The organism is Rhodoferax lithotrophicus (assembly GCF_019973615.1).
In the GTDB taxonomy this organism is placed as follows: Bacteria; Pseudomonadota; Gammaproteobacteria; order Burkholderiales; family Burkholderiaceae_C; genus Rhodoferax; species Rhodoferax lithotrophicus.
Genome location: NZ_AP024238.1, coordinates 1,740,299 through 1,758,079, shown reverse-complemented (window position 1 = coordinate 1,758,079; position 17,781 = coordinate 1,740,299). Strand labels below are relative to the sequence as shown.

General features: G+C 56.3%; 15 protein-coding genes. 7 read left to right on the top strand and 8 right to left on the bottom strand.

Annotated features, from left to right (window positions below; all coding sequences use genetic code 11):
* Together LDN84_RS08105 and LDN84_RS08100 are read left to right on the top strand one after the other, a co-directional pair.
* Positions 1-585, top strand: a complete 585-nt coding sequence (locus tag LDN84_RS08105; protein WP_223910930.1) for a DUF3106 domain-containing protein — start codon at positions 1-3, stop codon at positions 583-585.
* A gap of 48 nt (positions 586-633) precedes the next feature.
* A complete protein-coding gene (locus LDN84_RS08100; RefSeq protein ID WP_223910927.1) occupies positions 634-1,140 on the top strand; it encodes an RDD family protein in 507 nt (168 codons plus the stop codon).
* 12 nt (positions 1,141-1,152) lie between these two features.
* Here the strand turns inward: LDN84_RS08100 and LDN84_RS08095 are convergent, their stop codons facing one another.
* The 4 genes from LDN84_RS08095 to ppa all read right to left on the bottom strand — a co-directional run bounded on the left by LDN84_RS08095 (position 1,153) and on the right by ppa (position 4,750).
* On the bottom strand, positions 1,153-1,491 hold the full coding sequence (locus LDN84_RS08095) for a P-II family nitrogen regulator (protein ID WP_223910925.1): 339 nt from the start codon (positions 1,489-1,491) through the stop codon (positions 1,153-1,155).
* Between the two features lie 54 nt (positions 1,492-1,545).
* A complete protein-coding gene (locus LDN84_RS08090) occupies positions 1,546-3,222 on the bottom strand; it encodes an NAD+ synthase (protein ID WP_223910922.1) in 1,677 nt (558 codons plus the stop codon).
* A complete protein-coding gene (locus LDN84_RS08085; RefSeq protein ID WP_223910919.1) occupies positions 3,219-4,073 on the bottom strand; it encodes a fumarylacetoacetate hydrolase family protein in 855 nt (284 codons plus the stop codon). The genes LDN84_RS08090 and LDN84_RS08085 overlap by 4 nt, the downstream gene beginning before the upstream one ends.
* 137 nt (positions 4,074-4,210) lie before the next feature.
* A complete protein-coding gene (ppa, locus tag LDN84_RS08080; RefSeq protein WP_223910917.1) occupies positions 4,211-4,750 on the bottom strand; it encodes an inorganic diphosphatase in 540 nt (179 codons plus the stop codon).
* A 242-nt stretch (positions 4,751-4,992) separates the two neighbouring features.
* Here ppa and LDN84_RS08075 point away from each other — a divergent pair, with 242 nt between their 5' ends.
* From LDN84_RS08075 to moeA, 4 genes are all read left to right on the top strand, one after another.
* Positions 4,993-7,062: a sodium-translocating pyrophosphatase gene (locus LDN84_RS08075; protein ID WP_223910915.1), complete on the top strand. Its 2,070-nt coding sequence runs from the start codon at positions 4,993-4,995 to the stop codon at positions 7,060-7,062.
* 92 nt (positions 7,063-7,154) lie between these two features.
* Positions 7,155-8,315 (top strand): GTP 3',8-cyclase MoaA, encoded by a 1,161-nt coding sequence (gene moaA, locus LDN84_RS08070; protein ID WP_223910912.1) that lies wholly within the window; start codon positions 7,155-7,157, stop codon positions 8,313-8,315.
* 1 nt (position 8,316) lies between these two features.
* Positions 8,317-8,952, top strand: coding sequence for a molybdenum cofactor guanylyltransferase MobA (gene mobA, locus LDN84_RS08065; protein WP_223910908.1), 636 nt, complete (start codon positions 8,317-8,319; stop codon positions 8,950-8,952).
* Positions 8,949-10,310, top strand: coding sequence for a molybdopterin molybdotransferase MoeA (moeA, locus tag LDN84_RS08060; protein ID WP_223910905.1), 1,362 nt, complete (start codon positions 8,949-8,951; stop codon positions 10,308-10,310). The genes mobA and moeA overlap by 4 nt, the downstream gene beginning before the upstream one ends.
* A gap of 35 nt (positions 10,311-10,345) precedes the next feature.
* On the opposite strand, the gene LDN84_RS08055 is transcribed toward moeA, so the two are convergent.
* Entirely contained in the window at positions 10,346-12,967 is a 2,622-nt protein-coding gene (locus tag LDN84_RS08055) for a sensor domain-containing diguanylate cyclase (protein WP_223910902.1), read from the bottom strand.
* A 136-nt stretch (positions 12,968-13,103) separates the two neighbouring features.
* On the opposite strand from LDN84_RS08055, the gene LDN84_RS08050 reads away from it, so the two are divergent.
* Positions 13,104-14,336, top strand: coding sequence for a multidrug effflux MFS transporter (locus tag LDN84_RS08050; RefSeq protein ID WP_223910899.1), 1,233 nt, complete (start codon positions 13,104-13,106; stop codon positions 14,334-14,336).
* Positions 14,337-14,339: 3 nt separating this feature from the next.
* Here the strand turns inward: LDN84_RS08050 and LDN84_RS08045 are convergent, their stop codons facing one another.
* The 3 genes from LDN84_RS08045 to LDN84_RS08035 are packed head-to-tail and all read right to left on the bottom strand — an operon-like array spanning position 14,340 to position 17,764.
* Positions 14,340-15,095: a substrate-binding periplasmic protein gene (locus LDN84_RS08045; RefSeq protein WP_223910896.1), complete on the bottom strand. Its 756-nt coding sequence runs from the start codon at positions 15,093-15,095 to the stop codon at positions 14,340-14,342.
* A 46-nt stretch (positions 15,096-15,141) separates the two neighbouring features.
* On the bottom strand, positions 15,142-17,031 hold the full coding sequence (locus LDN84_RS08040) for a GGDEF domain-containing protein (protein ID WP_223910893.1): 1,890 nt from the start codon (positions 17,029-17,031) through the stop codon (positions 15,142-15,144).
* On the bottom strand, positions 17,006-17,764 hold the full coding sequence (locus LDN84_RS08035; RefSeq protein ID WP_223910890.1) for a substrate-binding periplasmic protein: 759 nt from the start codon (positions 17,762-17,764) through the stop codon (positions 17,006-17,008). The genes LDN84_RS08040 and LDN84_RS08035 overlap by 26 nt, the downstream gene beginning before the upstream one ends.
* Between the last annotated feature and the right edge of the window lie 17 nt (positions 17,765-17,781).

The window sequence follows — 17,781 nt, the reverse complement described above, 5'->3', positions numbered from 1 at the left end:
ATGAAGTTGCACTTTCTGCGAATACTGACGGTATTCAGGCTTGCCTTCACTGGTTTGGTTTTTACTGGGTTATTCTCCCTGCAAGCCCATGCCCAAACTAAAGCCCATGCCCAAACTATCAATCCGACAGCAATGCCTGTTTCCAGTGCCAGCCAATCGGTCTTGCCAAGCAAGTTGACCGATCTGGAATGGACAATATTGACGAGCGCCCAACAACAAGCGCTGCAGCCCTTGGCCGTAGTCTGGCCTAATTTAAGCGCCCCTCAGAAGAAAAAATGGATCGCCCTGAGCGTCAATTACCGTCACTTATCCGATCCGGAAAAAGAGCGTCTCCATGCCCGTATGGTGCAGTGGGCCGCCTTAACACCACGACAACGCACACAAGCCCGTTTGAATTTCACCAAAACCCAGCAACTCCCAGTTGAAGATAAAGTGGAACGCTGGGAGGTCTACCAGACCTTGACCGCAGAACAAAAAAAAACGCTGGCGGCATCTGCGCCTAAGCTGCCGCTCGCCCCTTATGTAAAAAAACCAGTCAAACCGACCAAACCACAGACGGCAAGCTCAGCCGCTCGTGCGCAATAAGCTAAATTAAACGCCTGCGCAAAAAAACGATTCTTTTCAATTCAGCTTATGACTTCTGGCTCTTCACCGTCCCAAATAACCCCTGGCTTGCTGCGTCGCATGGCCTGCTGGCTATACGAAGGCATGTTGCTGTTTGGCGTGGTTTTTATTTCAGGCTATTTGTTTGGTGCCCTGAGTCAAACCAAAAACGCCATGGACAATCGCCACGCACTGCAAGCTTTTCTTTTTGTGGTGTTTGGTATTTATTTTGTCTGGCTATGGGCCAAGGGACAAACGCTGGCCATGAAAACCTGGCACATCCGCGTACTGGATCTCGCTGGAAAACCTCTCACGCAAACCCGCGCTTTTATACGCTACCTGTGGAGTTGGCTATGGGTGTTACCACCTCTGCTGGCATCTTGGTGGCTCGAACTCAAGGGTGGCGAGGCCATGGTGATATTTGTTGGCTGGGTAGCGGTATGGGCTGTTTTGAGCCGGTTTCACCCACATCAGCAGTTTTGGCACGACGCGCTGGCTGGCACACAGTTGATTGACACCAGCCCACCCAAACCTTGAACCTGCAAGCTCTCAGATGGCGGATTCATCCATCTCGCCAGTCCGAATACGCACCACGCGCTCCACCTGGGTCACAAAAATTTTGCCATCACCGATTTTGCCGGTGTGTGCGGCTTTCACAATGGCATCCACGCAGCGGTCAACATCATCGGTTTTAACAACCACTTCAACTTTGACTTTGGGCAAAAAGTCCACCACATATTCCGCACCGCGATAGAGCTCGGTATGCCCCTTTTGACGACCAAAGCCTTTCACTTCCGTCACGGTCAAACCTGTCACACCACATTCAGCCAGGCCTTCACGCACTTCTTCGAGCTTGAATGGTTTGATGATGGCAGTGATTTGTTTCATGAAGTACCTCAATAATTAAACATGGATGGAAAGGTTCTGAATCCTGACCTTGTATCAGGCCCGAAAACGATTGGTTATAGGATAACGCCAATCCTTGCCAAAGCTGCGATGCGTCACACGAATCCCCACGGGTGACTGGCGACGCTTGTATTCGTTGATCTTGATCAGCCGGGTCACACGTTCCACATCGGCCGGAGCAAAACCAGCGGCGATGATTTGTTCAATGCCCTCATCGTTTTCCATATAGCGCTCCAAAATGCCATCGAGCACCTCATAAGGCGGCAAACTGTCCTGATCTTTCTGGTCAGGCCGCAACTCAGCACTCGGTGGGCGCGTGATGATGCGCTCTGGAATGGGTTCTACGCCTGTGCCATACGGGTCATGTGTATTACGCCAGCATGCCAGCCTGAACACCGTGGTTTTGGCCAAATCCTTGATCACCGCAAAGCCGCCAGCCATGTCGCCATACAACGTGCAATAACCGGTAGCCATCTCGGACTTGTTACCGGTCGTGAGCACAATGCTGCCAAACTTGTTGCTCAAGGCCATCAGCAAAGTGCCTCGAATACGGGCTTGAATATTTTCCTCAGTGGCATCTTCAGCCAGACCACTAAACTCCCCGGCCAGCGTGGCTTTGAACGCCTCAAACTCGGGCACGATGGACAACTCGTCATAGCGCACACCCAGCCGTTGTGCCATATCACGCGCATCAATCCAGCTGATGTCAGCGGTATAGGGCGATGGCATCATCACCGCACGCACCCGCTCTTGCCCCAAAGCATCCACCGCAATCGCCAGTACCAGCGCAGAATCGATCCCACCTGACAAACCAAGCAGCACACCAGGAAAACCATTTTTGTTGATGTAATCGCGCACCCCCAGCACCAAAGCGTCCCACAAGTCAGCATCCGATGAGCGATCCGGTTCAATTTTTGCTTCTAAAAGAATAGCTGCATGCGCTTTATCTACCTGCACCAGAAGGCTATTTTCTATAAAACTTGGTGCCCGACCAGCCAGTCCGCCATTGGCATTCAAGGCAAATGAATGACCTTCAAAAACCACCTCATCCTGCCCGCCCACCAAGTGGGCATAAACCAGCGGTAACCCGCAGGCCAATACCCGCTGGCGCATCATCTGTTCACGCTCATGACCTTTGCCCACATGAAAAGGCGACGCATTAATTACCACCAGCAACTCGGCCCCCGCTTGCGCCGTTTCGCGGGCAGGTGCATCAAACCAGGCATCTTCACAAATCAACAAGCCGACCCTGAGACGGTTGCCCGGCTCTCCCACTTCAAACACGCACACCTCCTGCCCTGGGGTGAAATAACGCCGCTCATCAAACACTTGGTAATTAGGCAATTCACGCTTGGCGTAAGTGGCCACAACGTGCCCCTCGCACAGCACACTGGCCGCATTCAGGCGCGTTTGCACCGCCACCGAACGGGTGCGCTGGTCGCCACCGGTCGGATGCCCCACCACCACACAAAGGTCTTTCAAATCAGCCAGTGCCTCGGCCACGGATACCACTGCCTCATCACAGGCAGAAATAAACGCTGATCGCAAAAACAGATCTTCTGCGGCATAGCCACAAATGGACAACTCAGGAGTCAACACCAGGCGCGCACCATCCTTGTACGCAGCTTGTGCTGACTCGATGATTTTTCTGGCGTTACCCGCCATGTCACCAACCACCAGATTCAACTGGGCCACACAAATTTTGAGTGTCATGCCTGAAGCACCTTTTGCAATTGTTGACCCAGCCCTTGAACGCTCAACCGCATGGTTTGCCCGGCGCGCAAAAACACCGGTGGCTTGTGCCCCATACCAACACCTGGCGGGGTGCCGGTAGAAATCACGTCTCCCGGCTGCAAGCTCATGAACTGGCTGAGGTAACCGATCAAAAACGGCACCTTGTACACCATGGTGGCGGTGTTGCCGTCTTGCATGCGCTGACCATCAACTTCCAGCCACAAAGACAAATTGTGTGGGTCAGGCACTTCATCTGCCGTCACCAACCAAGGCCCGAGCGGACCAAACGTGTCACACCCCTTGCCCTTGTCCCAGGTACCGCTGCGGTTCAGCTGGAAATCGCGCTCAGACACATCGTTCATGACGCAATAACCCGCCACATGGTTCATGGCTTCGTTCTCGGAGATATAGCGACCACCTTGGCCAATCACTACGGCCAACTCCACCTCCCAGTCGGTTTTGAGAGAACCACGCGGAATCTGTACCACATCGTCTGGACCACACAAGGCACTGGTCCATTTATTGAACACCACAGGCTCCGGTGGCACTGGCATGCCAGACTCCGCCGCGTGGTCAGCATAGTTCAGACCAATACAAATACATTTGCCAACTTGCCCCACACAGGGGCCGAGACGTAAATCCTGTTGTGGCACACCCTCCACCAGCGGCAAGTCATCCAGCTCGAGACCACGCAAGCGAGCCAAACCCTCAGGCAGCAACACCGAGCCGGCAATATCAGACACCACTGCACTCAAATCCCGCACCCGCCCCTGGGTATCCAGCACACCCGGTTTTTCCTGGCCCGCAGGACCAAAACGCAACAGCTTCATGACTATCTCCGTTGAATCAATGGGCCCCAAGTTTAGCCCCACAAATAACAACGCCTGCCGATATGCTGATCGTCAGGCGCTATATTATTGATAGCTACTTATGCAATATACATAAGCGCTAAAAGGCAAAAAGACTGTTATTTGTTTTGAGCCGCGTTGTAATTGGCAATACCTTCCAGAATTTCTTGCTTGGCAGCTTCCGGGCCTTCCCAGCCCAGAACCTTGACCCACTTGTTGGCTTCCAGGTCTTTGTAATGCTCAAAAAAGTGAGCAATGGTTTTCAGACGCACCGGGCTCAAATCTTCCGGCTTTTGCCAGCGTGTGTAGAGCGACAAAATCTTGTCAATCGGCACTGCCAGCACTTTGCCGTCCATACCCGCTTCGTCTTCCATTTTCAGGATACCAATGGCACGGCAAGTCACCACCACGCCAGGAATCAACGGCACGGGGGTGATCACCAACACGTCCACCGGGTCGCCGTCACCACTGATGGTGCGCGGCACGTAGCCATAGTTGGTGGGGTAATGCATGGCCGTACTCATAAAACGATCCACAAAAATGGCATGGGTTTCGTGATCAACTTCATACTTGACCGGGTCAGCATTCATCGGAATTTCGATGATCACATTAAATTGTTCAGGGCATTTTGTGCCGGGGGTAACGTTATCTAAAGACATGTGTGTTGCCTATGGTTGGAGTTGAATTTGAGATAAATCAGAAACGGGGAGGATTAACCACGATTTTACTTACTTGCCACTTGCGCAGTGGCAAATTGTCACATTTCAGCGGTACAGTTCAAGCGTTGGCCAATCGCTCTTGTCAATCCCCTATCAGGATATGACAGCGAGGAAGCAACGCAGCGGTGGTGCCGAATGCGTTGCACCACCACCTCGCGAATCAACAGACAGGAGATTTATCTATGACAGGCAACTCTGCGCTGATCTTGGCGCTTATCTGCGGCTTGATCGCCGTCGGCTACGGCTTTTGGGCCCGTAGCTGGATTCTTTCCCAGGACGCGGGCAACGCCCGAATGCAAGAAATTGCGGCCGCCATTCAAACCGGTGCCGCAGCTTACTTGGCACGACAGTACAAAACCATTGCCATGGTTGGTGTGGTGCTGGCTATTCTGATTGGTGTTTTTCTGGATGGCTTGAGTGCGGTTGGTTTTGTGGTGGGCGCGGTACTCTCTGGCGCTTGTGGCTTCATTGGCATGAACGTCTCGGTTCGCGCCAACGTGCGCACCGCACAAGCCGCCACCAAGGGCATTGGCCCGGCACTTGATGTGGCCTTCCGCGGCGGTGCCATCACCGGCATGCTGGTGGTCGGACTGGGCCTGCTGGGTGTCACCGGGTTCTTCTGGTTCCTGATTGGCAATGGCAACATGACTCCAGATAAAAACCTGGCGCATTTGCTCAACCCCTTGATTGGTTTTGCGTTTGGCTCCTCACTCATCTCCATCTTTGCCCGCCTGGGTGGTGGCATTTTCACCAAAGGCGCTGACGTGGGTGCTGACCTGGTGGGCAAGGTTGAAGCCGGTATCCCCGAAGATGACCCGCGTAACCCAGCCGTGATTGCCGACAACGTGGGCGACAACGTGGGCGACTGCGCGGGTATGGCCGCTGACTTGTTTGAAACCTATGCCGTCACGCTGATTGCCACCATGGTGCTGGGTGCATTGCTGGTCACGGGTGCAGGCATGAGCGCGGTGGTGTATCCACTGGCACTCGGCGCCGTGTCCATCGTGGCCTCCATCATTGGCTGCTTCTTCGTCAAGGCAACACCCGGCATGAAGAATGTGATGCCTGCACTGTACAAAGGGCTGGCCGTCGCCGGAGGTTTGTCGCTGATTGCCTTCTTCTTTGTGACGCAATGGCTGATCCCTGACAACGCCATTTCTGCCACAGGTAGCCAGATGAAGCTGTTTGGAGCATGTGCGGTGGGTCTGATTTTGACCGCCGCCCTGGTGGTGATCACCGAGTACTACACCGGCACCCAATACCCCCCAGTGAAGCACATCGCCCAAGCCTCCACCACCGGCCACGGCACCAACATCATTGCAGGTCTGGGTGTATCCATGCGCTCCACCGCCTGGCCCGTACTGTTTGTCTGCGTAGCGATCTACACCGCGTATTCTTTTGCCAACCTGTATGGCATTGCGATTGCGGCCACGTCCATGCTCAGCATGGCCGGTATCGTGGTGGCTCTGGACGCTTATGGCCCGATCACCGACAACGCCGGTGGTATTGCTGAAATGAGCGAGATGCCCAAGAGCGTGCGCGACATCACCGACCCGCTGGATGCTGTGGGCAACACCACCAAAGCGGTCACCAAAGGTTATGCCATCGGCTCTGCCGGACTGGCAGCACTGGTGCTGTTTGCCGACTACACCCACAAGCTGGATGCCTATGGCACACACATCACCTTTGACCTGAGCAACCCCATGGTCATCATTGGTCTCTTTATTGGAGGCCTGATTCCCTACCTGTTTGGTGCTATGGCCATGGAGGCTGTAGGCCGCGCAGCAGGTGCGGTGGTGGTGGAAGTGCGCCGCCAGTTCCGTGACATCAAGGGCATCATGGAAGGCACCGGCAAGCCGGAATACGACACCGCGGTGGATATGCTGACCACTGCTGCCATCAAGGAAATGATGATTCCCTCGCTGTTGCCCGTGGTGGTGCCGATTCTGGTCGGTTTGCTGCTTGGCCCGGCTGCTTTGGGGGGCTTGCTGATGGGAACCATCGTCACCGGCCTCTTTGTCGCCATCTCGATGTGCACCGGTGGTGGTGCCTGGGACAACGCCAAAAAGTACATTGAAGACGGCAATTTTGGTGGCAAAGGCTCTGAAGCCCACAAAGCCGCCGTGACCGGTGACACCGTGGGTGACCCTTACAAAGATACCGCCGGCCCGGCCATCAACCCGTTGATCAAAATCATCAACATCGTCGCCCTGTTGATCGTGCCAGTGATGATGAAAATCCACGGCGCTTGATCTGGTTCAAGTTCAATAAGAGCCCGCGCAAGCGGGCTTTTTTATTCATGCCAAAATTGATCATCACTTAGGCAAAAGCCTGCATAACCACAATGACTGATCGAGACACCCACCGCGTGATTCCCCTGATGGACCAAAGGCCTAGCGGTTTGGCTGTGCCGGCGGCTGCATTTCATTCAGACACACGCCTGACCGCCAATGGACTGATCGCTGACACCCGGGGACGGGTTTTGCATGACTTGCGTATCAGCGTCACTGACCGTTGCAACTTTCGCTGCAACTACTGCATGCCGAAAGAGATTTTTGACAAAAACTACGCCTACCTCCGGCACACCGACCTGCTGACGTTTGAAGAAATTACCCGCCTGGCGCGTGTCTTTGTGGCCCACGGGGTGCAAAAAATCCGCCTCACAGGGGGCGAACCTTTGCTGCGAAAAAACCTGGAAAAACTGATCGAACAGCTCGCCGTATTACACACACTGCAGGGTCAACCACTGGACATCACCCTCACCACCAACGGCTCACTGCTGGCGCGCAAAGCCCAATCCCTCAAGGATGCCGGGCTGAAACGCGTGACGGTGAGCCTGGACGGACTGGACGATGTGGTCTTTCGGAGCATGAACGACGTGGATTTCCCAGTGGCGGATGTGCTCGAAGGTATTGAAGCCGCACGCGCTGTGGGTCTAGGGCCGATCAAGATCAACATGGTGGTCAAACGCGGTACCAATGCGCAAGAAATTTTGCCCATGGCACGCCACTTCAAAGGCTCGGGCATGGTGCTGCGTTTGATTGAATACATGGACGTGGGGGCCACCAATGGCTGGCGCATGAACGAGGTGATGCCGTCCAGTGAAGTGATCCAACTGATCCGGTCTGAGCTGCCTTTGGTGCAGCTCGACCCCAGCTCACCTGGCGAAACCGCCCAGCGCTGGGGTTATGCCAACGCACAGGGGCAGCATGACCCTGCCGCCGGGGAAATTGGCGTGATCAGCAGCGTGACACAAGCATTTTGCGGCAACTGCAACCGCGCCCGCCTGTCCACCGAAGGCCAACTCTACCTGTGCCTGTTTGCGGGCCAAGGCTATGACTTGCGCAGCCTGATTCGCGGCCAGGCCACAGATGCCGATGTGGAAAGCGCCGTGGCACACATCTGGCAAGGCCGCACGGACAACTATTCCGAACAACGCAGCAGCATGCCGATTGACTCGGGCGCACCGGTCAAACGGATTGAAATGAGTTATATCGGAGGCTAAATTGATTCCAGCAACAGACATTACCGCACTTATTTTGGCGGGCGGACGCGGTTCGCGTATGGGCGGGGTTGACAAGGGCCTGCAAAATTTCAACGGCATCCCACTGGCGCTGCACACCCTCACCCGGCTGCAGATCAGTGGCGGTGTGGGTCAGATCATGATCAATGCCAACCGCAACCTGGCTGCCTACGAATCGTTTGGTGTGCCGGTCTGGCCGGATGGTCTGGCCGACTACCCAGGGCCCCTGGCTGGATTTCTGACCGGACTGGAACGCTGCGAAACCCCGTATTTACTCACCGTGCCGTGCGACACCCCGCTGCTGCCACTGGATCTGGCACAGCGCCTGGCCACCGCGCTGGCGGCGGAAGAGGCCGACATCGCCATGGCCGCTGCACCCGAGGCAGGCCAGGACGGTCACATGCAGGTCCGCAAACAACCCGTGTTTTGCCTGCTGAACGTGCATTTGCTGGAAAGCCTGGTGCGCTTCACCCAGGGTGGTGGTCGCAAAATTGATGCTTGGACAGCCCTGCACAAAACCGCCGTGGTGCCATTTGATGCGCCTGGAGACAACCCACAGGCTTTTTTCAATACCAACACCCTGGCCGAATTACAACAACTTGAAAGCCGCTCCACATGAAAACGCTGGAACACATCGCCAGTGAACTCGCGGGCTACGACCCGCAGGCCCTGAGTGCTGACATGGTTCACACCTTCTTGAACCAGCTGGTGGAGCCGGTCACCGAGGTCGAAGAGGTCGCCATTTTTGACGCATTGGGCCGGGTGCTGGCCGCCGACATCATCAGCCCCATCAGCGTGCCACCACACGACAACTCGGCCATGGACGGCTTTGCGCTGGATGGCGCACAACTCACGCCTGACGCACCACTCACCCTGAAAGTGGTGGGTACCGCACTGGCTGGCAAGGGCTGGGCCGGCACGGTGAACCCTGGCGAATGTGTGCGCATCATGACCGGGGCCATCATGCCCACCGGTCTGAACACCGTGGTGCCGCAAGAGTTATGCACCCTGGCAGATGACCGGGTCAACATCCCTGCCGGTATCCTGAAGACCGGTGACAACCGCCGTTTCAAGGGCGAAGACCTGATGCAAGGCCAGCCAGCACTCCCAAAAGGTGAGCTGCTTACGCCCGCTGCACTTGGTCTGGTGGCCAGTTTGGGCCTCAAAACCGTGCCGGTGTTACGCCGCCTGAAAGTAGCCTACTTTTCCACCGGTGACGAAATCCTGAGCCTGGGTGAGCCCCCGCGTGAAGGTGCGGTGTATGACAGCAACCGCTACACCGTGTTTGGCTTGCTCACCCGCCTGGGCTGCCAGGTGATCGACATGGGCGTGGTGCGTGACCAGCCTGAGGCGCTGGAAGCGGCTTTTGTGCAGGCCGCGTTACAGGCCGATGCAGTCATCACCAGCGGTGGGGTCAGCGTGGGTGAGGCCGACTACACCAAAGCCATGATGAAAAAACTCGGCGACGTGGCCTTCTGGAAAATTGCCATGCGCCCCGGCAGGCCCATGGCGGTGGGTTATCTTTCAAGAGACAAATTGGCCTCTAGTGCTTATAAAAAAAGCACAAACAGCTATCAAAATAAGAGTAATCATACGAACACCCCATCGCTGAACACCTCCGGCGCGGCCGTGCTGTTTGGCCTGCCTGGCAACCCGGTGGCGGTGATGGTGACGTTTCTGGCTTTTGTGCGCCCGGCACTGTTGCACATGATGGGCTCAAGCGCCCGTCCAAGCCCTTTGCTCCAAGCCCAAAGCCAGGAAGTCATCCGCAAAAAACCTGGCCGCACCGAATACCAGCGCGGCCGGGTCAGCACCGCGCCAGATGGCTCGCTGCAGGTTCAAACTACGGGTAACCAGGGCTCGGGCGTGCTCAGCTCCATGGTGCAGGCCAATGGCCTGATCGTGCTGCACCACGGACAAGCTAGCGTAGCCATAGGGGAGACGGTGGACGTGATGATGTTGGATAGCGTGATGTGATGGTGTCTCCTGAGCATTCTTGTAGAAGCCAGGCATCAAACCACACCCCAAATCCGCACCGCGTTGCGGCCAGCGGCTTTGGCCACATACATGGCACCATCCGCTTGTTTAAGCAAATCCTCTGGCAAAACACGGGGCTCCACCACCATGGTCACGCCAATACTGGCTGACAACGTCCACCCCACACGGGGCAGGTCAAAGGGTTCTGCCAGTAGCTTCAATATCTTTTGTGCCACCCACAACGCACTGGCTTGGGCTTGCGGCAGCTCCTCGCCCAACTGCGCCAGCACCACCACAAACTCGTCCCCACCCAGCCGGGCCACGGTATCCACCTCACGCACACAGGCCTGCAGACGCTGTGCCACCTGAATCAACAAATCGTCGCCTTGGTCATGCCCATGGGTGTCATTAAGCTGCTTGAATCTATCCAGGTCAACAAACAACACTGCGGCCAATTGGTTGTTGCGGGCACGTGCGGCACACAATTGCTGTAGACGATCCTGCAACAAACGGCGGTTCGGCAGGTTGGTGAGGGGATCAAAAAAAGCCAGTTTGTGCACCTCTTCTTCGGTGCGCTTGCGCAACGTGATGTCGCTGTGCACGGACACATAGTTCGTCACGCAGCCCTGGGCATCTTTCACCACAGTGATGGAGAGCCAGTCCAGAAACACATCCCCGTTTTGACGACGGTTCCAGATTTCGCCTTCCCAGTAGCCTTTCTCGCCAATCACTTGCCACATGGCTTGGTAAAAAGCCGCATCCTGTCGCCCCGAATTCAGCAACCCACTGAATCGTCCAACCGCTTCATGGACGGCATACCCGGTTAACACAACAAAAGCCTGATTAACCCGCAGGATACGCTGCTGGCTATCACTCACCACCATGGCCGAGCTGGACTCAAAAGCCACTGCAGCCACACTCAACTCTTGCTCAACCAGCTTGCGTTCGGTGACATCAAAAATGACCCCATAACAAACCACACTGCCATCTGCCATTTTTTGCGGCACAGCGTGCCCGTTTCGCCAACAGACACGGCCATCAGGCAAGCGCAGACGGTATTCCAGCTTCCAGGGTGTGAGTTGGGTGACCGATTCAATGATCGATTGCTTGATCATGGCAACATCATCAGGATGCTGCCAGGCTGATACCAGCGAGGCATCACTTTGCACCTGCGCCAGCGTCAAACCATAAAAATCCAGAAAATGCTTGGACGCATAGGGATAACAACTGTGCCCATCTGGATGCACCTTGAATTGGAACAACTCGGCAGGCACCTGATCCGTCAGGTTTTGCAACAAGTCCTGGCTTTGCCTTGCAGCCTCTTCCAGACGCTTTTGCTCCGTGCGATCCACGTCGGTTCCCACCATACGCAACGCGCGGCCATCTTCTCCACGCCGAACCACCTTGCCGCGGGCAGTCAACCAAACCCAATGACCGTCCTTGTGGCGCAGGCGGTGCTCCAGTACCAGTTGTGGCACATCACCTTTGAGCACCGGCGAGAGCAACCGGTTCAGGGTAACGGTATCGTCAGGATGCAGGCGATGCATGAAGTCGCTGTTACCCACCGCCATCTCGCCTGGATGAAAACCCAGAAGAGCCTCCAAACGCTCATCCACCCAGAAGTGACCTTGTGCCAGATCCCACTCCCACAAGCCAACCCCGCCGCTGTCGAGCGTCAGGTTCATGCGCTCATGGCTGTCCTGTAATTCATGGAAATAGCGCTGTTCACGCATGCGATGCCATGAAAACAAGGCGGACAGGGACAGCAATAACACGCTGCCCAGTGCCGCCATGCCCCAGCGCATACGCTGTTCAGACTGTTTGTAGGCACGGTACTCTTGCAGGCCAAAAGCCACCGTGATGAACAACGGGAAACCGGTCACCTGGCGGTAATGGTGCAAGCGCTCAACTCGGTCAATGGGTGAGACGTGTTCAAAAAAACCTTCACGTTGCCCTTGGGCCAGCAAGTCCATCGCGGGTGCATGGCCTAACTTGATGCCCATGCCGGATGCAACCTTGCTGCGCCGCGCCAGCACCTCACCATTCAGACCAGCCAACGTGGTCACGCCCTGCTCACCCAAGTCAAGACTGGCATAAAAATCTGAAAAATAGTCCACATCCACCGACACCATCGCCACACCCGCCAACACACCATCAGGGTGATGGATGCGCCTGGTGAGCTGGATCATCCATTTGCCAGACACCTGGTTCTGCTCAGGTGCTGAAACAAACAGCTCATCTGCGGCACGCACCACGTGCACCTTGAAATAGGCCCGGTCTGACAAGTCCACTGGCGGCGTTGCAGGCCAATTACTCAGGCGGTAAATGCCATACGCGTCCATGATGCCCACCTGGTGAACAATGCCCGTATCCAGCGTACTCTGGCGCACCAGTGCAGCCAAGTCCAGCTTCATGCCATCGCGCAGATACAGCGTGCGAACAAGTTGCAAAGCCTGATCTGCCGCGTAAAAAGTGCGACGGGCATGCTCCTGCGACAAGCGTGACAGGTTGGAGAGCTCGCGCCGTGTGGCTTGCTCGTTCACTTGCCATTCTTTCTGCATCACCAGATGGTTCCACCACAGAAAAGCGGCCATGGTCACACAAACACCCAACCAAACCACGCCATGGGGCAGGAGTAATTTCCAGCTGAATTTCAAAAAGAAACCTTTTTTGAATTGAGGGTTGACAAGATTTTGACCCTGCAACCTATGCAAAAGCTTGATCCTTCTCAAACGTGCCACCATCACCACCGCACAAAACACCCAGAGTGGTTGATCTGCTACGCTTGGGCACATGCCTGTTCATCCCCCCGCCTCTGCCATGACCGCTGGCACCATCGTGCTGCTGCTTTCCCTGTTACTGGGCTTGCAGCCCATTACCACCGATCTGTATTTACCTGCCCTGCCAGCACTCACCAGCAGCTTCGGCGCACCCATGGCGCAAGCGCAGTTGACGCTGACGGCCCTGCTGCTGGCATTTGGGGTATCCCAACTGGTGTGGGGGCCACTGTCCGACCGGTTTGGCCGCAAGCCGATTTTGCTGACCGGTCTGGGAGCTTATGTATTGGCCGGTGTGGGCAGCACCCTGGCCCCGAGCATGATGGCGCTGATTGTCTGGCGTGCGGTGCAAGGTGCCGCCATGGGGGCCGCCGTGATGTGTGCCCGTGCCATCGTGCGTGACCTGTACGCACCCACGCAAGGTGCCAGGGTGATGAGCAAGGCCTTGAGCGGCCTGGGCGTGATTGCCCTGCTGAGCGCACCACTGGGGGGGCTGCTGACCGAGGTGTTCAACTGGCGCGCCGCCATGCTGGTACTGGCGCTGTTTGGTGCGTTGTGCCTGGGGCTGATTGCCTCGCGGTTTGAGGAAACCCTGCAACAGCAAAACCCGAAAGCCATGCAAATCACCACGCTGCTGGCCACCTGGAAACTGATTTTGCGCCACCCCACTTTTCTGGCCTTTTCGGCCTTGTCAGCAGCCTCCTACGGTGGCTTGTTCACCTTTCTGGCCACCTCATCGTTTGTCTTCATGAACGTGCTGGGCTTGAGCAAAACCGGGTACGGTGCGCTGATGGCGCTGAATTCCCTGGTCTATGTGGCCGGTACATTTTTGTGCCGCCACTGGTTACCGCGATTTGGCGTGCGCCGGGCAGTGAAATGGGCGGGCATGTTATCGCTGGCGGGTGGAACGCTGATGGCCGTGCCCAGCCTGATGGGGGTGCAAAACATCTGGGCGATCCTGCCGGCGCAACTGTTGTTCATGATGGGGCACGGCGTTCATCAGCCCTGTGGCCAAAGTGGTGCCGTCGGGCCTTTTCCACAAGCCGCTGGGGCAGCTTCAGCCATGAACGGTTTTTTGATGATGCTGGTGGCCTTTGCCATGGGCAGCTGGCTGGGCACTCACATGGATGGCTCGGTGAAACCACTCACGCTGGGAGTCTGGTTCTGGACCGCCTGGATTGCCTTGTCGGCCTGGACACTGGTGCAAAAGTATGGGGAACCCACACTCTGCCGAAACCAGACCGCATAGCCCTCAAGGTTTCTCCTGCATGATCTTGCGTACCGTGCCATCGGCCTTGAGCTTGTCAAAAGCAGCACGGGTTTTTTGCACCGTTTCATCGGCAGTGCTGCTGCTGAAAGCCATGTAAAGCCCGGTGGAGGCCTCCTCCAGCGTCAGCACACGCGTCAATGCGCTGCAATCAAAATGGACTTGGGCGCAAAAAATGGTCGTATCGTCTTCCACCAAGGGAATCAGATCCACCTGGTGCCCGATGAGTTTTTTGAAATTGTCAATTGCCTGGGCGGAAACCACCAGCCGCTTGAAACCTTTGCTTTGAAGGTACTGTTGGCGAACGTCATCACGCATCACACCAATGGTGTATTTTTGGGCATCCACAAGTGTTTTCACCGCCACATCCGTGCGCTCGCGCAGCCGGTACAGGTGGTACTGGATTTTCATGATCTCGCCCACCCACTTGAATTTCGACTCACGCGTCGGCGTGCGGGCAATCAGGTAAATCAGCACGTCAGGTTCATTCAGCGCCATGTCATAGGCACGCGCCCAGGGGTAAATCCTGATTTGAAAGTTGCTCAAACCGGCAGTTTGCAAGGTTTTTCTAACCACTTCTGTCGCCGTGCCGGCCACCCGGTCACCCTTCAAATACGAGTAGGGCGTACTCTCGGTCACCACCTGGAGCGTTTGGGCGCGGGCCATGGATAGACCCAGCACACACACCATCAGCAGAGCACGGGGTGCAGCGCCAGACCAGGTTCGAAAAACATTTTTCATCACACGGCTCCTTGCGTCATGAACAAGTTCAACGGGGTGTTTGGGCTTAGGGTGGCTCAAATGCCAGCTGACTGGATACCACGGTATTGCGGCCAATTTCCTTGGCCCGGTACAGCGACTGGTCTGCCGCATGAAACAGCGCGTCAAAATCAGCGTGTACTGCGGGCTGAAGCTGGGCCAGACCAATGCTGATGGTGACCCAGGGCCCCCTATCGGACTTGGCATGTGGCAACTGCAAATCCAGCACCGCCAAACGCACCCGCTCAGCCACGGCCCAAGCAGCAGCAACGGAGGTGGCAGGCAGCAGCACCACAAATTCTTCACCACCGATACGCGCCAAAACATCACCAACCCGGGTAATGGCCGTCTGCATGGCCAGGGCCACCGCCTGCAGACATTGGTCACCACGTGCATGCCCATAGTGATCGTTGTAGGCCTTGAAATAATCAATGTCACAAATCAACAAGCTCAGGGGCTGACCGCTGCGCAGCGAGCGCTGATACTCGTCGAGCTTGACCTCATCAAAATGCCGCCGATTCAACAAGCCCGTCAACGCATCATGGCGTGACAACACTTCCAGCTGGCGATTGGCTTGGCGCAAGGCATTCTGGGTCTGCGAAATTTGCGTCAATTGCACGTTGTGGCGCACACTGTGCAGCAACATTTGAACCGTCATGGACAACAGCGCACGCTGTTCTGGTGGCCAGTCATCCTGCCCCACGGGTTTACCAAAATACAAGATACCGTAGTCTTCCTCGTCACCACGCAGCAGTGCCAAGGCATTGGCACCCACCGCCAGGCTCAGAAAAATCTCAGCCTCCCGGGGTTCCAGGCTTTGCCGCATATCGGCCGGACTGAAGAAAAAAAGCAACTCTTCCCGCGCCAGTCTGGCCGGTACCTGGGTGAGCCCCTCCAGCGCCAGCACATGGTGGCCGTCACCATCAACCTGGTCTGATCGCCACTCGGCATAACATTGAAAAGCCGCTTGCCCCTCCACAGGCACGATCCACAGCACGTGATGGGCACCCAGCCGCCGTGCTACTTCAACCAGGCAATCGCGCTGGCATGCATCAAACGTTTCATGCGTGGCATGGATCAGCCGGTTGGACAAGCGCAACACCAGTTGCTGGGCCTGCGCCAGGTGCTCCAGTTCGGCCGTGCGCGCCTGCACCATGTCGGCCAGATGGTCGCGGTGCTCACCCAGCTCGTTTTCGTATTGATGCTGGCGGGCCAGGTAACCCACCAACTTGTCTTGCAACTGGTTAACACCACTCTCCAGCAGCGTGAGTTCGTCCTGGAGCTGCGGGTTGCGCGCCAACCGCAAGGGCTGGTGCATGGTGTCCGGTGTGAGCTGGCCCAGGTGGCGCGCAATCTGCTGGATAAACACCGTCACCGTGCGGCTGAACATCAGCATGATCCACCCGGCCAGCAACAGTGACTGCAACAGCTGGGCCATGACAATGTTCAGAATTTCACCACGCAAGCGCGCCCACAGCACCCGCTCGTCGCCCGCCAGCGTCAGCTCACCCACCCGCTCCTCACCCCCCGGAAACGGGGTGTACACCAGGTCAAGCCGGCGCACCGGGGCCAGTGTGGACGGCTGCCAACCCGGGGCAACTCGCTCAATGACATCCGTTGAACGGGTTTGGGAGTAAATTTTGAGCGTGATCCGCCCGACGGCGTTCACCTGCGCGGCACTGTTCATGTGCGCCAGCAACGCCTCGCGGTCCAGCTCCCAAATGGCCTTGCTCAGCGTTTGCCGATAGACCTGCTCAACCAGTCTCAAATCAGCATTCATCTTGGTCCAGGCTTCTTTCCAGGCCGAATAAGTCCGTACCGCAACCGCCAGCAAGGTGAAGGCGACACAAAACCCCAGCGTGGCCCATACCAGCCGGGTCCCCAATGAGCGCCTAAAGCCACTTTTTTTTGAGTGCATCGTAGCTTCCATTGGTTTTGATGGTCGCTAATGCCTTACGCAGACGCTCCACCAGGGCATCCGGCGTTTTGGCACCAAAAGCCATGTACAACCCATCGTCGCTAAGTTCACGAATGGCATAGCTGCGCGCCAGATGTTGTGCCGGGTCATCACCGGCCTGGCGCACCAGATAGGCGGCCACCAGTTCCGTCATCACCCACAGGTCAACCCGGCCATGTTTGAGTTTTTCGTAATTCAGCTCGTATTTGACGCTGGACTGCAGGTTCTCGCCTTTCTTGAACCCCTTGGAGATCAAAAACTGCTCCCCCACATCTTCATTCACGGTGGCAATCTGGTAACTTTTGGCTTGCTCCAGCTGAGTGAATTCAAGCTGACGCTTTGGCAATGAAAACAAGTAAAACTGGGTGGGCGCAATCTGGCCCACCCATTTGAACAACTTCTCACGCTGCGCAGAGCGGGCAATGGAATAGATCAGCACACCTTCTGCGTTTTGGGCCGTCTCGTAGGCGCGTGCCCAAGGTTGGGACTGAAAAACACCGTCTATCTTGGCTTCCTGCAACACCGCTCGCACAACCTCGGTACTAAAACCGGTCAGACTACCGTGGTCGGTGTAGTTGTAGGGTGGAAATTCTTCAGTCAGCACCGTCAGCGTTTCTGCAGGGGTCACGACCCCCGTACCCAACATGGCACAAAATCCAGCAAGCCGCAACCAGCACTTGAACCGATCAATCATGTCACCTCCTGATAATT